This is a genomic window from Thermoanaerobacter mathranii subsp. mathranii str. A3, from assembly GCF_000092965.1.
GTDB classification, from domain to species: domain Bacteria; phylum Bacillota; class Thermoanaerobacteria; order Thermoanaerobacterales; family Thermoanaerobacteraceae; genus Thermoanaerobacter; species Thermoanaerobacter thermocopriae.
This window is the reverse complement of sequence record NC_014209.1, coordinates 732,306-751,545: the sequence shown is the minus strand read 5'-3', so window position 1 is coordinate 751,545 and position 19,240 is coordinate 732,306. Positions and strand designations below refer to the sequence as shown.

At 34.0% G+C, this 19,240-nt stretch carries 14 protein-coding genes and 1 pseudogene; 3 read left to right on the top strand and 12 right to left on the bottom strand.

Annotated elements, in window-relative coordinates; all coding sequences use genetic code 11:
• Positions 1-24 precede the first annotated feature (24 nt).
• The 12 genes and pseudogenes from TMATH_RS03595 to TMATH_RS03540 all read right to left on the bottom strand — a co-directional run bounded on the left by TMATH_RS03595 (position 25) and on the right by TMATH_RS03540 (position 16,336).
• Positions 25-765: a cytidylyltransferase domain-containing protein gene (locus TMATH_RS03595; protein ID WP_004397356.1), complete on the bottom strand. Its 741-nt coding sequence runs from the start codon at positions 763-765 to the stop codon at positions 25-27.
• 8 nt (positions 766-773) lie between these two features.
• Complete coding sequence (gene pseC / locus TMATH_RS03590; RefSeq protein ID WP_232192614.1) at positions 774-1,964, bottom strand: UDP-4-amino-4,6-dideoxy-N-acetyl-beta-L-altrosamine transaminase; 1,191 nt, start codon at positions 1,962-1,964, stop codon at positions 774-776.
• Between the two features lie 26 nt (positions 1,965-1,990).
• Positions 1,991-2,929: a dTDP-glucose 4,6-dehydratase gene (locus tag TMATH_RS03585; protein WP_004397358.1), complete on the bottom strand. Its 939-nt coding sequence runs from the start codon at positions 2,927-2,929 to the stop codon at positions 1,991-1,993.
• Between the two features lie 16 nt (positions 2,930-2,945).
• The gene (locus TMATH_RS03580) at positions 2,946-3,944 is read right to left on the bottom strand and encodes a UDP-N-acetylglucosamine 4,6-dehydratase family protein (protein WP_004397360.1); all 999 of its coding nucleotides are present in this window, start codon (positions 3,942-3,944) and stop codon (positions 2,946-2,948) included.
• 108 nt (positions 3,945-4,052) lie between these two features.
• Positions 4,053-5,102, bottom strand: coding sequence for an Rpn family recombination-promoting nuclease/putative transposase (locus tag TMATH_RS03575; protein WP_013150012.1), 1,050 nt, complete (start codon positions 5,100-5,102; stop codon positions 4,053-4,055).
• A gap of 281 nt (positions 5,103-5,383) precedes the next feature.
• The gene (locus tag TMATH_RS12335) at positions 5,384-6,241 is read right to left on the bottom strand and encodes a methyl-accepting chemotaxis protein (RefSeq protein WP_013150011.1); all 858 of its coding nucleotides are present in this window, start codon (positions 6,239-6,241) and stop codon (positions 5,384-5,386) included.
• A 461-nt stretch (positions 6,242-6,702) separates the two neighbouring features.
• A pseudogene (locus TMATH_RS03565) lies at positions 6,703-6,897 on the bottom strand (transposase); the annotation flags it as partial.
• An 82-nt stretch (positions 6,898-6,979) separates the two neighbouring features.
• Positions 6,980-8,299: an ATP-binding protein gene (locus TMATH_RS03560; RefSeq protein ID WP_013150010.1), complete on the bottom strand. Its 1,320-nt coding sequence runs from the start codon at positions 8,297-8,299 to the stop codon at positions 6,980-6,982.
• Positions 8,300-8,604: 305 nt separating this feature from the next.
• Entirely contained in the window at positions 8,605-10,305 is a 1,701-nt protein-coding gene (locus TMATH_RS03555) for an ATP-binding protein (RefSeq protein WP_013150009.1), read from the bottom strand.
• A gap of 91 nt (positions 10,306-10,396) precedes the next feature.
• Positions 10,397-11,746, bottom strand: a complete 1,350-nt coding sequence (gene mgtE / locus TMATH_RS03550) for a magnesium transporter (RefSeq protein WP_013150008.1) — start codon at positions 11,744-11,746, stop codon at positions 10,397-10,399.
• 91 nt (positions 11,747-11,837) lie between these two features.
• The gene (locus TMATH_RS03545) at positions 11,838-13,535 is read right to left on the bottom strand and encodes an ATP-binding protein (RefSeq protein ID WP_013150007.1); all 1,698 of its coding nucleotides are present in this window, start codon (positions 13,533-13,535) and stop codon (positions 11,838-11,840) included.
• 314 nt (positions 13,536-13,849) lie between these two features.
• Entirely contained in the window at positions 13,850-16,336 is a 2,487-nt protein-coding gene (locus TMATH_RS03540) for an O-antigen ligase family protein (protein ID WP_013150006.1), read from the bottom strand.
• A gap of 196 nt (positions 16,337-16,532) precedes the next feature.
• On the opposite strand from TMATH_RS03540, the gene TMATH_RS03535 reads away from it, so the two are divergent.
• From TMATH_RS03535 to TMATH_RS03525, 3 genes are all read left to right on the top strand, one after another.
• A complete protein-coding gene (locus TMATH_RS03535; RefSeq protein ID WP_013150005.1) occupies positions 16,533-17,543 on the top strand; it encodes an ABC transporter substrate-binding protein in 1,011 nt (336 codons plus the stop codon).
• Positions 17,544-17,627: 84 nt separating this feature from the next.
• Positions 17,628-18,374: an ABC transporter ATP-binding protein gene (locus TMATH_RS03530; RefSeq protein ID WP_013150004.1), complete on the top strand. Its 747-nt coding sequence runs from the start codon at positions 17,628-17,630 to the stop codon at positions 18,372-18,374.
• Positions 18,367-19,179, top strand: a complete 813-nt coding sequence (locus tag TMATH_RS03525; protein WP_013150003.1) for an ABC transporter permease — start codon at positions 18,367-18,369, stop codon at positions 19,177-19,179. The genes TMATH_RS03530 and TMATH_RS03525 overlap by 8 nt, the downstream gene beginning before the upstream one ends.
• The last annotated feature ends 61 nt before the right edge of the window (positions 19,180-19,240 follow it).

Here is a 19,240-nt window from a genome sequence, read left to right as displayed (position 1 = left end):
TATTACACCACCGTTTCAAAGCATCTATGCAAGTTCTTTTTGCTTTACTTTTTCATTTATTTTTGATATTTCAGGATGTTCTTCTTGAAATTTTAATATATCTTCCATATAAAATAGTTCCTTCTCCTTATATAAGTTTTTGTATATTATTTTAATAAATTCAAAGTCCTCTACTGTATCTAAGGTCCACCTGTAATTAGAATAATCGACATCGTTTTTGAATTGCTTTATTTTAAACATTCCCGGATTCTCATAGATATATGGTGTTACATGTTCTCTTTGATAAGGTTTGTCCGCTTCTTTAAATGCTTTTTCTAAGGTTTCAAAGGTGAATACTTCTACATCTAATCCCCTTGGATATGTTCTTTCAATTGTATTGCTTAAATAATCTATTTTTTCTTTTTTTGATATTTCAATAAACGTTTTTATTATTTTATCAATAATTTTGGGATCTACAAGGGGGCAGTCTGAAGTTATCCTTATAACTATATCTGCATTGTTTTCTTTTGCTGCATAATAATAGCGGGAGAGTACGTCATCTTCACTGCCCCTAAAATTTTTAACATTTAATTTTTTAGCTTCTTCTACAATAATATCATCTTCTTTTTTTGTGGTTGTCGCTATTATTATGTCATCTATCTCTTTTGCAGCTTTTACTCGATTTACTACATGTTCTATTACTGGCTTGCCCATTATTATTTTCATTACTTTTCCTGGCAATCTTGTTGACCCCATTCGTGTTTGTATTATTGCAATTTTTTTCATACTCTCACCTATTTCTTGTAGTAATTTATCACTTTTTTTACTGCAGTTATAACATCGTGAACATCTTCTTCAGTCATCTTGGGAAATAAAGGCAATGTTATTATTCTTTCATATAAATGTTCAGCATTTGGACATAGTCCTTTTTTATAACCTAATTTCTTATAATATGGATGGTAATATACTGGAATATAATGTACATTTACACCAATGTTTTCTTTTAAGAGTGCTTCATATATTTCTCTTCTACCAACTTTTAGTTTTTCTAATCTTAATTGAAGTACATATATATGCCAGCTTGAGTTGGTATAAGGTAATTGATATGGAATTATCAATTCTTCTATATCTTTAAATGCGTTATTATACATTTGTGCATATTTTCTTCTTATTTTGAGAAAGTTATCTAATTTGTTCATTTGGCTTATGCCAAGTGCAGCTTGTATGTCAGTTATTCTATAGTTATATCCTAAATATTGTTGTTCATAGTACCATGGTCCTTCATTTTTTGTTAGTAAGTTTTCATCTCTCGTTATTCCATGTGCCCTAAAAAGCTTTAGTTTTTCATAATAGTCTTTGTTATTTGTTAATATCATGCCTCCTTCTCCTGTGGTTATATGTTTTACAGGATGAAAGCTTAATGTCATCATGTCTGTCTGTGGACCTACTATACTGCCTTTGTATTCAGCTCCTAAAGCATGGGCTCCGTCTGCTATAACGATTAGATTGTTTTGTTTGGCGATTTTGTTTATTTCGTCGATGTCTACTGGTTGACCTGTGTAATGTACAGGTATTATGGCCTTTGTTTTTGGTGTTATTTTTCTTTTTATGTCCTCTGGATCAATATTGTATGTTCTTGGATCTATATCTGCAAAAACTGGCTTTGCTCCACAGTATAATATGCAATTTGCTGATGCTGCAAAGGTTATCGGTGTCGTTATTACTTCATCTCCAGGTCCTATACCTGCGGCAAAACATGCTGCATGTAATGCTGCTGTTCCGTTTACTATTGCAACTGCGTATTGTGTCTTTGTATATGCTGCTACTTTTTCTTCAAATTCTTTTATCTTTGGTCCTGTCGTTAAGTAATCGCTTTTTAATGTGTTTATAACTTCTTTTATGTCTTCGTCGTCAATCCATTGTCTACCATAGGGTAGATATGTATTCCTAACGGGTTCCCCTCCGTTTATTGCTAATTCTTCCAATTTACATACCCCTTTATTTGAAATTGTTAAATCGTGGTTTCTATCCATTCTCTTGTCTTTTTAATCCCTTCTTCAAGAGTGTATTGCGGTTTCCAACCTAATAGTCTTTCTGCTTTACTGTAATTGCACAATAGTTTTTGTATTTCGCTTTGTGGGTGTATATGTGGGACATGTTTTATTAGTTTTTCATCTTTTGCTATTAGCAATGCTAAGTCATTGATTGATATGTCTCTGCCAGAACCTGCATTTATTATCTCTCCATTTGTTTTGTCTGAATAGCCTGCCTCTACTACAAATCTTGCACAATCTTCTACATATAGCAAATCTCTTGTCTGGGTTCCATCTCCGTAAATGTTAAGAGTTTTTCCTTCTAAGGCGTTTTTTATAAATATTGCTACTACTCCACCTTCTCCATTTGTCTTTTGGAACGGTCCGTATGTATTGAATGGTCTTACGACTACTACAGGTAATTTATATGTATACCAGTATGATAATACCATGTTCTCAGCTGCTATTTTCGAACCTGCATAAGGAGATGCCGGTTTCGTAGGATGGTCTTCTGTTATGCCACTTTCATCAGTTGCTCTGTCATATACCATACATGTGCTCATAAATGTTATTTTTGTGTTATGCTTTCTTGCTTGTTCTAAAACATTAAATGTCCCTACAGTATCATTATAAAAGGTTGTTTTCGGATCATCGATGCTGTCTTGAACGTTTATGCTTGCTGCTAAGTGATAGCATATGTCAAATTTATTTTTAAATATGTCTGTTAATAATTCATTGTCTTTTATATCACCTATTATAAAGTCTTTTAATAATGGATTACATGAAAATTCGTCGATGTTTTCTCTCCTACCATTTGAAAGGTTGTCTAGTATCCACACTTCATGGCCATCCTCTAGTAGTTTTTTTACCACCCATCTACCTATAAATCCTGCTCCACCTGTTACTAATATTTTCATGATTCTCCTCCCAAGTTTAAATAATATCTTTAATAAGTTCATAAATTTCGTCTTTTGATAGGGGTTTTTCATCGTTTGATGAATATGTGCTTCTATTGGGTTTCCTATCATATGATTCAAGAAGATCTAGTTTGTGAGAAGGGAATACGGCAAACATTTTTTCGTATTCGATCGATTCTTTTAGTTCTTTGCAATTCATTAGTTCTTCGTACATTTTTTCTCCTGGTCTTAATCCTATAATTTTTTTGATTATTTTAGATTTGTCTATATTATATTTTTTACATGTTATGTCAATAACTACGTCAGCTAAGTCTCCTAATTTTACTGCAGGCATTTTTAAGATAAATATTTCTCCTCCTGTTGCTATTTCGCATGCTTTTAATACAAGGTCAACTGCTTCGTCAATGGTCATCATAAATCTCGTCATTTCTGGATGTGTCAACGTAATTTCTCTTTTTTCTTTGATTTGTTTTACCCATAATGGTATCACTGAACCTCTTGACCCTATTACGTTGCCAAATCTAACTCCAGCAAATATTGGTTTATCACCGCCTTTATAATAATCGGCTGATGCAATAAGTCTTTCTGCAAGTAATTTTGTTGCTCCCATCGTATTGGTTGGTGATACAGCTTTGTCTGAACTTGTGTATATTACTTTTTCTACTTTATTTTCTATCGCGCATTCTATAACATTTTGTGTCCCTAATACATTTGTCTTTACTGCTTCAAAGGGATTATATTCTGCTGCTGGTACATGCTTTATTGCAGCTAAATCAAATACAATGTCTACTCCTTTCATGGCTCTATTTAATCTTTCTTTATCTCTTACATCACCAAGCAAAAACCTCAAATTTCTATATTCTGCAAGCTCTTGTTGCATGACAAATTGTTTGTATTCATCCCGACTATATACCCTTATTACCTTGGGATTATAGTTTAGTAATTTTCTTACAAGTGCTTGTCCAATCGTTCCTGTACCTCCGATAATTAAAATAACTTTATTACTAAAATTCAAATTTCTACCTCCTATTCCTCAAACAATTATACTAAATTATACTAAATTATGATTTCGTACAATTAGTCCATTATTACGCCAAAAAATAAAAGGCCATGCCTCGTAAAACTAATTTATATACTTCCTTAAGTCATCTAATTTTTCAATTTTCAAAATATCTCTTGCTAAAGCAAGTAATGCTTTGTCATCTAACTTTTCAAGTCCATTTATATATTCAAAAGGTATGTCTTCAAACTTTTCTTTCAATTGTTCAAGTAGCACCATTCGTATTCCTTCTCTTTTTCCTTCTATTTTTCCTTCTATTTTTCCTTCTATTTTTCCTTCTATTTTTCCTTCTTTTCTAGTTTTTTTAAATTCCTCTTTTAAACTACGTTCTAAATTGGAAATCATTTTTTCCACCCCCTCACTCTTTTCGAATATTTTCTTTACCTCTTTTCTTTTGCCTTCGGGTAGAAATCTGGATATAATAGACATAAACCAGTTTCTCAATAATATAAATTCTTCTTCAGACAAATTTTTGAGTACATCTGTTAATTTTTTTAATCTTTCTATTAACTCTTCTCTGTCTATCCTTCTGTCTAGCAAAAAGACACTACCTATAAGATTAGATAATTGTAAAAGTTCTTCTTCACTATATCTATTCACATCAATGAGAATATATTTAAAGTCTATTATATTTTCTCCAAATAATTGATATGAATCTATCGTTTCTTTAAAGCTCAAAGAAGCAGTCCATCTATTAACACCATTATACAACACAATAGGAATAATTGCTGGTAATTTATAGTCCTTCCTTTTTTGCTGGTTTAATGATGTATCTTTAAGAATTTCTCTCCACACTTCAATTATATACAATAACAATCTATATGGCATTTGAAAATCAACTTTTGATTGTAATTCCAACAATATATAAAAGAAAACTTCTTTATCCTTCAATTTTACTTGATAAACCAAATCAGCCTCTTTATTTTTAAAATCTTGCAATATGAAGGATTTGTTTATTCGTATTACTTTAGATTCGTCTATTTCATTTACCCAATCTTTTTTGACAAAACTTCTTAAAAGCTCAATAAATACTTTTTTATGAGAAAGTAGGTATTTATAGCCTTTATCATGAGGGGCATTTAAATTCTTTTTATTTTTATCAGTTTCCATCATGTCTCACACCTATATTATATCATAATCATTCTTAACTACTGTAGGAAATAAAAAAGATAAAAACACACCTTACGGGCGCAAGTGCTTAAAAAGCACCGCCTCCGCTTCTGTATCTATATTACCACCCATAGAACTTATGGGCGCCGAAACAGCCTCATAAGTTCTATCGGATCATGTCAAAAAAAATGGATAAACCAATCCAATTAGTATATATTCGACATAAAATAATATTTTCCTTCTTTTTTAAGGAAATTTTTATAATTTTTGTGGTTAAATAGCCATCAGCTTAAGTTTACTAATTGCTGCGCTACTTTCCGTAAATTTTCGACAGCATATTCCAATTGTACAATTTCAGTTACAATCTGTTGTGTTGCACCTGCTTGAACTTCGGTAACCTGAGCAGTTTTACTAATTTCTTCGACAATTTTTTCAACCGATTGCTCAATATTTTGCAAAATATTGCTAATTTGTTCCACAGCTTGTGCACTGTCTTCCGCTAATTTACGAACTTCATCAGCAACAACAGCAAAGCCCCTTCCTTGTTCACCTGCACGTGCTGCTTCAATAGCCGCATTCAAGCCTAAAAGCTTGGTCTGGCTAGCCACTCTTTTGATGAATGCAAGAACATCGCCTATGTTTTTAGCATAATCTCTGGCACTTGTGGCAGAATCGTTTAAGTTTGAGCCTCTCGCGGCAAGTTCTTCAGCACCATCAGCGACTTCTTTAGCTGCATTTTTTATTTCTTTAATAGTATCACTTAGTTCTTCAGCTGTACCAGCTAATTCCTGCGCTTGTATATAAAGCTTTTTTGCAATATCTTCTTTAGCTTCAACAATAATCATCATCAGCCTAGCAGCATTGGCATCAATTATTACTGTTTCTTGGCGTTTTTGTGTATACAGTATTTCTTGTACTTTAGGATTACCTGTTACCTCGATAACCAAATCTAGTTCTGGTATTTTTAATAAATCCACGCAATCGTGAAAGGTTTTTATCCCTTTTTCTTTTGCTAATTTTATTCCAGGCGCATTTTCATCTATATCAGCAATTCCAACAATAGAAACTTCCGGTAACCCATGTATTACTTTTAGGATGGCTGTGCCACCTTTACCGCCGCCGACAATTCCTACATTAATCATTTTATATTCTGTACCTCCTATAACATGCTTACCTTATCAATTTATTATCTATCTTTACAACTACATATTTTCTTTTAATATTTTCCTTTATTGCTTGAGGAAGCATCAAATCTTATAAGCCTGCCTCTAATATGTCAAAAAATTATCGATTATTTGATAATATTCGACATAAAACAACATTTTCCTTCTTTTCTGAGGAAACTAAAGAAAAATAAGTTAGCGTCTTCCAAACAAATACAAAAATACATAAGCAGGAATTTTTATTATTGGTACCTTTGTCGAAATATTAAATTTCCCATAATCTTCTGGTCTTTTTGTTACTAATATTGCTGAATCAATATTTTTTTAGAGAACCATTTAAGAGATAGCTCGTAGCACGTTTGTCTCTTGAGGTGCGGACAAAAGTGACAAATGCATGGTAGCTTGAACAAAGTGAAAGCCAGCGTCTAAAGACGCTGGCTCAGTATTTTTATCAATACTACTGGATCTATACTTGGTCTGCCGTGATCTTCGGAATATTTGTCCTTTACTAAATCATATATGAAACTAAATTCTATTACTCTTTCTATCTTTCTTAAAAGGTGGTCTTTTGGTACTAATTGATCTATGCTTACAAATTCTATTTGATGTCTTGCATCCTGTTTCTTTGTTAACATCTTCCTTCTCCTCTCCTCTTTTGCTTTATACCACTAAAATAACAAGGAACCCTTCTCATCATAACGGGTTCACGATATTTTGTCAACAGTCTGAATATTCCACCAGGTGTGGAATATTTTTTTTAAAGCTATGAAAAAGTGTCGTATCTTCTCTGAATTTCACTTCGATTAAGAATTTGCTATGTGGTAATTCAACCACTACGTCAATCTCTTTTTGATTATCACTAGCTTTTCTAAAATAACCTATCCTAGCATTTGTTTGCAGGTAAAAATTATAGATATGTTTAAAAACTGCTGTTTCAACCGTTATTCCAAGTTCTTTACTGTCTAAGAGTATATTGTCTATCATTAAAACTGCATTTCTTAGGGCAGGATCAGAAACGTAAATTTTTGGTTTTGCTTTTAGAACTTTTTTCCCGCCTAATTCTATAGGTAAACTTTTATAAATCAAATTTGCATTTTCAAGAAGATGAATATAGTTTTCTACTGTTACTGTTGAAACATCTCCAATTTCTTTACTTATTGTTGAAATACTTATAACATTTGCAGAATTAAAGCATAAGTACAAAAAAACCTTCTCTAACATTGCTAAATTTCTTACATTAAACAAGGAAGGTATATCGCTTTTAATAACTTTATCAACCACATCTTCTCTTAACATTCTTTGCACTAAAAATTGGTCTTCTGAAAACACAAATTCAGGGAATCCTCCTATTGTTAAATACTTATTAAAGTACTTTTGCAATGGCATAAGTAAAAACATAAGCTCATTTAATTGAGAGTCATTTAAATTTGAAATTTCATTTAAGTTTAAATTTGGCAGATTGCTTGGTCTTTCTGGAACACCAAGTATTTCGCAAAATTCATAAAAAGAAAGAGTAGGTACAGAAATCACAGTCCAGCGGCCAACACCACTTTCTTTTGTACCTTCAATAAGTGCAGGAGAAGCTGAACCTGTAGCAATAATTCTCCAGTTTGGTTTGGTGTCATAATATACTTTTAACCATCTGTCCCAATCACTTGCATATTGAATTTCATCTAAAAATATATAAGCCTCTTTTTCTTCATTTATGGTGGTTTCATAAAGGTTAATAATTTGGTCAAAAGAACTTAATTTAAATAAAGGATGATCAAAAGATACATATAATATCTTTTTTGGGTGCACTTGATTTTTTAAAAGAGTCTCTATCATTTGATATAAAATTGTAGTTTTACCTACACGACGTGCACCTGAAAGTATAACATATCTTCTGATAGTTGGATGCATTAGTAACTCAAATGCCTGATGATAGACTACTCTCTTTACGGGTTTTGACAAATCCTGAGGTAAATATCCTTCTCTCCACCATGGGTTATACGAGTACAAAATCCTTAATATATTTTCTGAGCTTGTAATAGACATTTTTCTCACCTCTAATATAATATTATAACATATACTTTATGTTTTTATACAAAAAATATGAAGTATACTTTATATTTTATATGAAATTTTTTAAACTACATTATTAATTCAGCATCTTTCTATAAAAAATAAACTGGCGTTTGAAATCTTCAAGCCAGTGTTAAAGTATAGCAATATTTTTGCTATGCTTTTTTATTTGAGAAAAAAGTTTTTGGGTATGACCTCTTCATGTCTAGATAAGTACTATGACCTCTGCTGACTTCTCAAGGTTCAGCCATACATCACTGTAGAACATACGTTTTGCTCTACACTTCAATTACTTGGTATTCATCTTTTCCTATGAATATAAGTAGCGCTTGCTTTACGTCTTCTCTCTCTTTAAGCCCTCTGCTTTCTCTATACTTCTTAAGCTGCTTTATTCCTTCTTCTTTTATCTTGTCTACCTTGTCTTTTTCACTCTTCTTTACATACTTTAGCTCTATCAACCACTCGTATTTTATATCCGGTATCCTTATGTCTCTCTCTAAGTATATATCTATATATCCTCCCTCTGTCTCTCTCTCACTTATCGGTCTGTAAACATTGCTTATGGTTAAGTAAGAAAACAGTATCACTTTTATGTATTTTTCATCAAATTTTACCATATCTCTATTTGATAATCTCCTTAATATGTTCGTACTTATGAATTCTACAAAAGGTTTAATCTCTCCTTGAAATGCCATCTTCCATGTGGCTTTCGCTATTTCTTCTATCTCGTATTTTATGTTATTCTCTTCTTTTAGCTTTCTTTCAAAATATTCCCAAAATATTGTTTTTATTATGTAGTTTGGTATGACAAGCTTTGTTACATTATATACACTATCTTTTATTGTAAGCAATCCCATATAGAATAACAACGATATAAAATATTCTTCATCATACATCCTGTCAAATGAAAATTTTGTTACTATTTCCGCTACTATTCCTTCTTCTTTTATGATCCTCTCTAATAATGCCCTGTTCCCCTCATTCATTGTAAGTCTGTTTAATCTACCATAGTCTGTCTTTACATTGTCGTCTATTAAATTTCTAGGCGGTTTTTTGTATCTTACTATGCTGTCAAGATAATACAATACCATGTCGGGATTGTATATCCTCTTCTCCGCTTCTGCACTAAATAAATACCCATCGTATAATTCTCTTAATTCTTCTAGTGATTTTTCTCTTTCTTTTTCCTCTATCCCTACTTCTTCTAATATCTTCACCACTTCTTCTTCTGTAAATCCCAGCATCTCATTTAAGCTTAAATCCATTGTGACATTTAATGCTATGTTAAATCCACTTGTTAAGTCATCCAACATTATCGGGGATATACCCGTTATGAATATCCTGTCTATTACAGTCTCTGTCCCTATCTTCAATGTCTCATAAAAGTCCCTTACAAAACCTGATGCCATCACTGTCTCCTTGTAAAATTCACTGTCCCCCATCGCTATTATGTCATTGGCAAAATGGTCATATTCGTCTATTATTAGATAAATCTTTTTACCTACTTTTTTTACTTCATTTATTATCGTCATTATAACCGCGTTTATATCAGTTATTTGGTCAATTTTCTTCCTTATTCCTTCCGTATTTTCTAATATACCTTCGTACCTGTTTAATAAGGCATTTATTGAATTTTTCACACTTAGCAAAAAGGACTCTTTTAGTTGGTCTTTGTTGTCGGTGTTTAGACCTGAAAAATTCAGCTTGAGTATCATATAACTGTTCTTTAGCTTTGTTGGCTTCTTCCCTATATATAAGTCGCCAAATAGTTTCTCAAAGTCTTTTTCACTGTTTACGTCATAGTAGTTCTCTAATGTGGAAAGAAAGAGACTCTTTCCAAACCTCCTCGGTCTTATGAAAAACAGGTATTTGCTGTTTAAGTTCTCTATCTTCTCTATATACATCGTCTTGTCTACGTAAAGATATCCTTCTTCTCTCATCGCTCTGAAATTGGACATCCCATAGGGTATTTTCTTCATTCTTACCACTCCTAATTTTCCTTATTGTTTAAAGTGAACTACATCGCCAATGAATTGGCAAGCCTCGTGCTCTCGACACCTGCCCGTATCTTTATATTTTAATGAACAATCCGGCAATATAAAAATATACCACTAAAGCCATGGCGTCCACGATGGTGGTTATGAGGGGACTGGCCATAATGGCGGGGTCAATTTTAGCCATTTTTGCTAAAAGCGGCAATAAGCCGCCGACTATCTTGGCCATAATCACTGTTACCACCAGTGTAAGACTGACCACCAGAGCGATGGTAGTGCTCACCTGCTCAATAACAACAAGCCGTAAGAAGTTCAAGCCAGCAAGAGAAAGGCCAACAATAATGCTCACCATAAACTCTTTTGCAACTACTCTAAAAACATCCCGTGTTTTAATTTCGTCCAGCGCCAGGCCTCGAATTACCATTGTCGATGACTGGGAACCTGCATTTCCTCCTGTATCCATTAGCATAGGTATAAAGGCGGCCAGGATTACCACATCATGGAGAAAGTCTTCAAACTTTTGTATGATCCGGCCGGTGAATGTGGCCGAAATCATCAAGGCCATAAGCCAAAACAGCCTGTTTTTGGCCATGGTAAAGGGGCTTTGACTTATATAAGATTCTTCAGTAGGACTTATTCCACCCATTCGTTGAATATCTTCGGTGTTTTCCGCTTCCAGAACGTCCATCACGTCGTCTATGGTTATAATGCCAACCAGACGGTTTTCCTGGTCTACTACAGGCATGCTTAATAGGTCGTATTTTTTAAACAGTGATGACACGAATTCCTGGTCATCGTAGGTTTTTACAGCTATAACCTGTTTGTCCATCAGGTCTTCGATCCTGGTGCCAGGGTCTGCCATCACCAGGTCTTTCAAGGAAACGACACCTAAAAGATGTCTTTCCTGGTCTATGACGTAACAGGTATAAATGGTCTCCTTTTTAGGAGCAGTATAGCGAATATGAGTAAGCGCTTGAGACGCCGTCATATCGGCTTTCAGGTCTACAAATTCAATGGTCATGATGCTGCCAGCGGAATCTTCGGGATAATTTAAAAACTGGTTAATAAGCCTTCGTTCGCTTTCCGGCGTCCGCTGGAGTATTTTTTTTACTACATTGGCAGGCATTTCTTCCAGAAAATCTATCTTGTCATCGAAAAAGAGATCTTCTACCAGGCTTTTCAATTCGTCTTCTTCGATCATCCGCGAAAAGGCTACTCTTATTTTATCCGACAGATATGAAAATACTTCTGCAGCCCTATCCTTAGGCAGCAGTCTGAAAGCCAGCAGGCTGTTTTTAGCATCCAGATGGTTCAAAATTTCCGCTACGTCCTGTACCGGAATTCTCGACATTTCTTCTTTTAAGACTAGGAAGTTTTTTTCCTGTAACCATTGGCGAAAAAGCTCTTTCATTTTTTCGATATGCACAATAATACCCCCTCTAGTTAAGAAGCGCCTCCGGCGATGTGGGGTGCCGACGGACTACCCCCGTTTTTAGGTGGAATAAGGCATCGTCTGTTTATTCAATTACTTGGTACTCGTCTTTGCCTATGAATATGATTAGCGCTTGCTTTACGTCTTCTCTCTCTTTAAGCCCTCTGCTTTCTCTATACTTCTTGAGCTGCTTTATCCCTTCTTCTTTTATCTTGTCTACTTTGTCTTTTTCATTTTTCTTTACATACTTTAGTTCTATCAACCACTCGTATTTTATATCCGGTATCCTTATGTCTCTCTCTAAGTATATGTCTATGTACCCGCCCTCTGTTTCTCTCTCACTTATCGGCCTATAGGCTTTACTGTTTACAAGATACGTAATTAATATCACTTTGATATATTTCTCGTCAAAGTTTATTATATCCCTGTTCGAAAGCACCTTTAGCACATTCTGGCTTATATACTCTATATACGGTTTTATTCTCCCTTCATACGCCATCTCTTCTATGGTCTTCCTTAATTCATTTAGGTCAAGATTTATTTTGTATTCTTTCTTTAAATTCGTTTCTATATATTCCCACATTATTGTCTTGATCACGTAATTGGGTATTTTTAAAAATAATCTCGTTTTTTCTTGCATTCCTATCGTTAGTAACCCCATATAGAATAATAACGATACAAAGTATTCTTCATCATACATCCTGTCAAATGAAAATTTTGTCACTATCTCCGCTACTATTCCTTCTTCTTTTATGATCCTCTCTAATAATGCCCTGTTCTCTTCATTCATTGTAAGTCTGTTTAGCCTACCATAGTCTGTCTTTACATTGTCGTCTATTAAATTTCTAGGCGGTTTTTTGTATCTTACTATGCTGTCAAGATAATACAATACCATGTCGGGATTGTATATCCTCTTCTCCGCTTCTGCACTAAATAAATACCCATCGTATAATTCTTTTAATTCTTCTAGTGATTTTTCTCTTTCTTTTTCCTCTATCCCTACTTCTTCTAATATCTTCACCACTTCTTCTTCTGTAAATCCCAACATTTCATTTAAGCTTAAATCCATTGTGACATTTAATGCTATGTTAAATCCACTTGTTAAGTCATCCAACATTATCGGGGATATACCCGTTATGAATATCCTGTCTATTACAGTCTCTGTCCCTATCTTTAATGTCTCATAAAAGTCCCTTACAAAACCTGATACCCTTACTATCTCTCTATAAAATTCACTGTCCCCCATCGCTATTATGTCATTGGCAAAATGGTCATATTCGTCTATTATTAGATAAATCTTTTTACCTACTTTTTTTACTTCATTTATTATCGTCATTATAACTGCGTTTATATCAGTTATTTGGTCAATTTTCTTCCTTATTCCTTCCGTATTTTCTAATATACCTTCGTACCTGTTTAATAAGGCATTTATTGAATTTTTCACACTTAGCAAAAAGGACTCTTTTAGTTGGTCTTTGTTGTCGGTGTTTAGGCCTGAAAAATTCAGTTTGAGTATCATATAACTGTTTCTTAGTTTTGTTGGCCTCTTCCCTATATATAAGTTGCCAAATAGTTTCTCAAAGTCTTTTTCACTGTTTACGTCATAGTAGTTCTCTAATGTGGAAAGAAAGAGACTTTTCCCAAATCTTCTCGGCCTTATGAAAAACAGGTATTTGCTGTTTAGATTCTCTATCTTCTCTATATACATCGTCTTGTCTACGTAAAGATATCCTTCTTCTCTCATCGCTCTGAAATTTGACATCCCATAGGGTATTTTCTTCATTCTTACCACTCCTAATTTTCCTTATTTTCCCTTTTTGCGCTTTTTAACTGAGATTTTTCGTGGTACTTTACTACTTAGAAAGATAAAATAAAAGTAATGGTTCAAAATAATAAAGAAGTAATATTTTATCAGTTAATTAATTATACCATACTTTACAAAAAAAGACACACTTTATAGTGTATCTCGATGTCCAATTTACTGGGGAGTCGTGAGATGACAAAGTAAGAACTGATGAAAACATATAAAAACCTTTGCTGACTTTATCATACCATTTCTATTATGAGTAATCAAGATAAAAAAAGAGAGATACACCTTTATTGTATCTCTTGAAGTACCTTTTTGGATTCTTCTATTATCTTTTTGGTCGTTTCAGTCATAGGTTTGGGCTCTAAGGATTTGGAGTTTGCTTTGTCAAACATTTTTTGCACATCAACCGCTTTTTGCAAAAATTCCTTTGCCTTTTCTTTATCTCCATTGTTTAAATAATACATACCAACCTTGTTATAAGCATCAGCTAATTGCTGATAATTTTCTGGCCTCAATGGTTGTACTTCTACCGCTTTTAATACGTATTTAAGGCCAAGGTCAATTTGTCCATGTGCAAGGTAGAAAGCCCCTAATTGTGCATTAAGTTGAGAATTGAAAGGCTCTAACTGCACGGCTTTTTCTTCCTCAAACATCGCTTTTTGAAGCTTTACGGCATCCTTTAACTGGTCACCAAGGGCAGTTAAAATTTGCCCGTATGTCATTCTGTATTTTGCATTCCATGGGTCATAGGATACTGCTTTTTCGTAATTTTGTTCTGCCAAAACAAAATTTTGTTGTCTCAAAAAGTTATCCCCTTTTACAGCATAACTTAACGCTACTGACATAGAACCAGACATAAACATTACAACGAAGGCTACTAGTATTGCTAAATAGTTTAAGTAAATCTTCTTGTCTTTTATTTTAAATTTTAGTATATCCAAAGAATTTATTACACCAATTAATGCCCAAAGTGCAATAGATACCGCAGAAAGCGACAGGTCAAAATCCATTGCAGCATGAGCATAAAGACTTACTACGCTTACTATAACAGCAGCAATTAAAATTCCGCCTTTGTCCTCTAAATATCCTTTATATACTCTGTACATGCTCCTGAAAAGTGACACTAACAAAAATACTATAGCAATAGCTCCAATAATACCGGTATCTAAAAGCACCTGCATGAAATAGTTATGGGTTTGTGTAGTCCAATACAGGTAAGATTGGTATTTAAAATATAGTGATGACCATGCGCCGCCACCTGCTCCAAATATAGGATAATCTTTGAAAATTTTAAACCCGTCTTTGTAAAATTGCATCCTTTGTGAACTACTGCGGCTGGTAAAGTCTATATCTTGTACACGGGATGCAATATCCTCTGGCAAGTATTTATATTTTAACATTATGTTTTGTATTTCATGAGGAGCATTTTTAGGATATATTTGTGCTTTTGTAAAAGTTACTGACGTATTTTGGAAGTTATTCACAAATGTTATGGCAAGCCTTTTTGTGTCTTTTAAAGTAGTAAATTCTATTGTTTTTTCTCCTACGAAATTGTCTTTGTCGTAAAATTCTGCAATTTTAGTAGATTGGTCATTTTCATTTCTACTGTTTATTATTATACCGTAAGCCCAATCCTTATTTGAGGGATTTTTAGCTGTAACTTCGTATTTTAACACATATATTCTATCAGGTTCTGCACTTACAAACCTTGTCACACTTTTTATACTGTCAGGCTCCTCTGCATCATGTTTTAAAGTCAAAGGGACTTGTGTCGTAAAAACTATATACCCTGCCGCTAACACAAAAACTCCAGTTACTGCAGCAATAGCTATTCCTGCTCTTACATTTATTTTATTGACAATACTTACAATAAAGCTTATTGCGTATGTAACAATTAGTGAAGCAAAAACCCCAATCAAATACCATTTGATTAAGGTAGAAGCTACACCGCTGGCAACTGCCGAATTAAACTTTACTATAGGAAGTGCTGAAGCAATCACAACTCCCACAAAATATATAAAAGGTTCTATTCTTTTGCCCCTTGGCATCAAAAGCATGAGGATAATGCCAAGGAAGGGAAGCATAAGCCATGCACCGCGAGACAAGGTAAATACATAAGCATAAAACTGTGTATAAGCGGTCACTCCGTATATTGCCTTTAAATATTTATTATCAGTGTAAGAAATTAAAGCTAGATTGACAAGGAAAAAAGCCATCAAAAATGAAGCTGTTGTATTGGGGTATTGAAAAGTAGAGTTTATCCTGCCTCCTACCCATGAACCGTTGTAATGAATGAGATTAACTGAAGACCCAAGTCCCACAATTGCCACAACAAAAGAGCTTAAAACTAGCACGTTTAACAACATAAAAATTTTTTTGTTATCTCTTACGGTTCTACTAGCCATAAAATATATGAACAAATAGTCAAAATATCTCAAAACTTCACCTATGCTCGCTCTTATATTTACCGCAAAAAAAGTAGAGATTATGTATGCCCCTACAAGAGATAAAGCAGCATAATCTAGGGTAGTACTCACTATAGGTTCTTTTTTCACAATTTTAAAGATAGCCCATATAATAAATACTGCAGAAGTCAATGCAATCGTAGGGAACATTTCTTTTTCAAAGTACATGCCTCTAAAAAAAGGTGGATAAAATACAAGAATTAAAAGGAGTATGTAAAATACTGTATTTATGCCTATTAAACTTCTAGACACATTTTTGGCTTGTTTTTTTATTGTCTTTCCTTTTTTTGCAGCTACTTTTTGTGCCATCTTCAATCCCCTTCTCTTGTAGCATTTTAATCCATTAAGACCACAGTATATACATATTCGACAAAAATTTCACTTTTCCTTCTTTTTATCAAATATCATTTACAAATTTAAAATCGCAAAAAGGCACAATTTGTGTCAATCACACATTTTAACTGCAAGAATATAATAAAGTGAAAATAGAAAAAGGAGGATGGATATGAGGCTTAAGTACTTAATTGTATTCCTTTTAGTATTAGCCTTAACAGTTTCTTTATTTGCAGGATGTACAAATAAAAGTCAAAAACTTACAAAAATCAATTTCATAGAGACAGTTCATTCTATCTTTTACGCTCCCTATTACGTAGCTGTAAGCCAAGGCTTTTTCAAAGAACAGGGGCTAGAGCTTGTCATTACAACTGCTCAAGGGTCAGACAAAGCTGCAACAGCTGTTTTGTCTGGCACAGCAGACATAGGGCTTCAAGGGCCCGAAACGACTGTATACGTACTTAAAGAAGGAAGAGATGATTATCTTGTAAATTTTGGTCAATTGACAAGAAAAGATGGATCTTTTCTCTTGGGAAAAAAGCCTGAACCGGACTTTAAATGGGAAAATTTAAGAGGTAAAAAGGTAATAGGCGGGAGACCCGGTGGGATGCCTCAAATGACACTGGAATACATTTTAAAAGAACACGGCATAAACCCAAAGACAGATTTGACCCTTATCACCAATCTTCAATTTACAGCCACAGCCGGTGCCTTTATGTCCTCTGATGCAGATTATGTGGCATTATTCGAGCCTACGGCTTCTTTAGTCGAAAAGGAAAAGGGAGGATACATCGTTGCATCAGTTGGCGCCTCCAGTCATGAAGTTCCTTATACCACTTTTAATGCAAGAAAAAGCTATATTGAAAAACATCCTGATATAATACAGCGTTTTGTGAATGCAGTATATAAAGGGATGCTATGGGTAGACTCTCACTCCTCTAAAGAAGTAGCGGAAGCAATTAAGCCTTTCTTCCCAGATGCTGATGTAGACCTTATGGCGACAGCAATTGATAGGTACAAAAGTCAAAACACCTGGGGCACCACTCTAAAAATGAAAGCTGAGGACTTTGATTTCCTACAAAATATACTTTTAGATGCAGGTGTAATAAAAGAAAAGGTGGGCTCTCACCTTCTAATCAACAATACTTTCGCTGAAAAAGCTGAAAAAATGATCAAAAAGTAAAGTTTTAAATTGTGCTCAATATGTCCGTCCCATATTGAGCACAACTCCCATTTTATTAACTTCGCATAGAAGGGAGTGTCTTTTATGAATAAAATAATGGTCAGCCTCAAAGACGTATCCTTTAATTATCACACCTTAGAGGATGAAACGGAAGCTTTAAAAAATATTTCTTTTGATGTGTACGAAGGAGAATTTGTAGGGATTATAGGCCCTTCTGGTTGTGGTAAATCTACTCTTCTTTCGATTATTTCCGGCCTTTTAAAGCCTTCTTACGGAAGTATAGAGGTAAATGGAAAAATAGGCTATATGCTTCAAAAAGACCACCTCTTTGAATGGCGAAATATATGGCAAAATGTGCTACTTGGACTTGAAATACAAAAAAGCCTAACAGAAGAATCCAAAAAATACGCAGAAGGTTTGCTTATAAAATATGGCCTTAGAGAGTTTAAAAACTATTATCCCAATCAATTGTCAGGAGGAATGCGGCAAAGAGCCGCTCTCATAAGAACATTGGCTTTAAAACCTGATATACTTTTATTAGATGAAGCTTTTTCTGCTTTAGACTACCAAACAAGACTTGCTATATCCGATGAAGTGTATAAAATTCTTAAATACGAGCAAAAAACTGCGGTCATAGTAACCCACGATATCTCAGAGGCAATTTCTATGTGTGACAGAATTATAGTTCTATCAAATAGGCCTGCCCATGTTAAAAAGATTTATGACATTATTTTAACCTGTGAAGACCGCTCTCCAATAGGGTGCAGAAAAGCCCCTGAGTTTAGAGAATATTTTAATTCTATTTGGAAGGAGTTGGATGTCCATGTATGAAGCAGCAACCCCTTATATTTCAAAAGAGCACAGGGAATTTTTAAAAAAGGTAAAGAGAAAAAACATATTGGTGCGAATCACTCAATTTACAATATTAGTCCTCTTTTTTGCAGCATGGGAAATTGTAGCAAGATACAAAATTGTAGACCCTTTTTTGGTCAGTCAGCCTTCAAGAATGTTAAAAACTATGATGACTTTAAGCCAGAATGGTTATTTTTTTATGCACATATGGGTTACTTTGAGTGAAACGATAATAGGTTTTACTCTTGGCACAATAATTGGCATGATAATCGCTATACTTTTGTGGTGGTCAGACTTTTTGTCAAAAGTTGCAGAACCTTATTTAGTAGTACTCAATAGCCTCCCTAAAATTGCATTGGGTCCTATATTTATAGTTTGGATGGGAAATGGAGAAGCTCCAATAATTACAATGGCTCTCGCTATTTCACTGATAGTCACTATAATAAGCTTACAAACGGGTTTTAAGGAAGTTGACGAAGAAAAAATAAAACTTTTAAAAACTTTTGGTGCCACAAAAATGCAAATACTTACAAAATGTATTCTTCCTGCCAGTGTTCCAACGATTATTTCCGCCATAAAAATAAATATCGGACTTTCCTGGGTGGGAGTAATTACAGGAGAATTCTTAGTTTCTAAGGCAGGTTTGGGATATTTGATTGTCTACGGCGGTCAAATTTTTAAGTTGGATTTAGTAATGACAAGTGTCTTGATCCTCTCAATACTATCTGCCTTGATGTATATTTTTATAGTGTATCTTGAAAAAAAGCTGATAAGGTGGAGATAGAAAACAGTGTTTTTTGTCTTTTTATGTGCTAAAATATGTATTGTAGTACTATAACTGCGGG

What these genes read in the sequence shown, in the direction of transcription:
- TMATH_RS03595 (WP_004397356.1), bottom strand. Translation starts at nt 765, where the DNA reads ATGAAAAAAATTGCAATAATACAAACACGAATGGGGTCAACAAGATTG.
- TMATH_RS03585 (WP_004397358.1), bottom strand. Translation starts at nt 2,929, where the DNA reads ATGAAAATATTAGTAACAGGTGGAGCAGGATTTATAGGTAGATGGGTG.
- TMATH_RS03575 (WP_013150012.1), bottom strand. Translation starts at nt 5,102, where the DNA reads ATGATGGAAACTGATAAAAATAAAAAGAATTTAAATGCCCCTCATGAT.
- TMATH_RS12335 (WP_013150011.1), bottom strand. Translation starts at nt 6,241, where the DNA reads ATGATTAATGTAGGAATTGTCGGCGGCGGTAAAGGTGGCACAGCCATC.
- TMATH_RS03560 (WP_013150010.1), bottom strand. Translation starts at nt 8,299, where the DNA reads ATGTCTATTACAAGCTCAGAAAATATATTAAGGATTTTGTACTCGTAT.
- TMATH_RS03555 (WP_013150009.1), bottom strand. Translation starts at nt 10,305, where the DNA reads ATGAAGAAAATACCCTATGGGATGTCCAATTTCAGAGCGATGAGAGAA.
- TMATH_RS03545 (WP_013150007.1), bottom strand. Translation starts at nt 13,535, where the DNA reads ATGAAGAAAATACCCTATGGGATGTCAAATTTCAGAGCGATGAGAGAA.
- TMATH_RS03540 (WP_013150006.1), bottom strand. Translation starts at nt 16,336, where the DNA reads ATGGCACAAAAAGTAGCTGCAAAAAAAGGAAAGACAATAAAAAAACAA.
- TMATH_RS03535 (WP_013150005.1), top strand. Translation starts at nt 16,533, where the DNA reads ATGAGGCTTAAGTACTTAATTGTATTCCTTTTAGTATTAGCCTTAACA.
- TMATH_RS03530 (WP_013150004.1), top strand. Translation starts at nt 17,628, where the DNA reads ATGAATAAAATAATGGTCAGCCTCAAAGACGTATCCTTTAATTATCAC.
- TMATH_RS03525 (WP_013150003.1), top strand. Translation starts at nt 18,367, where the DNA reads ATGTATGAAGCAGCAACCCCTTATATTTCAAAAGAGCACAGGGAATTT.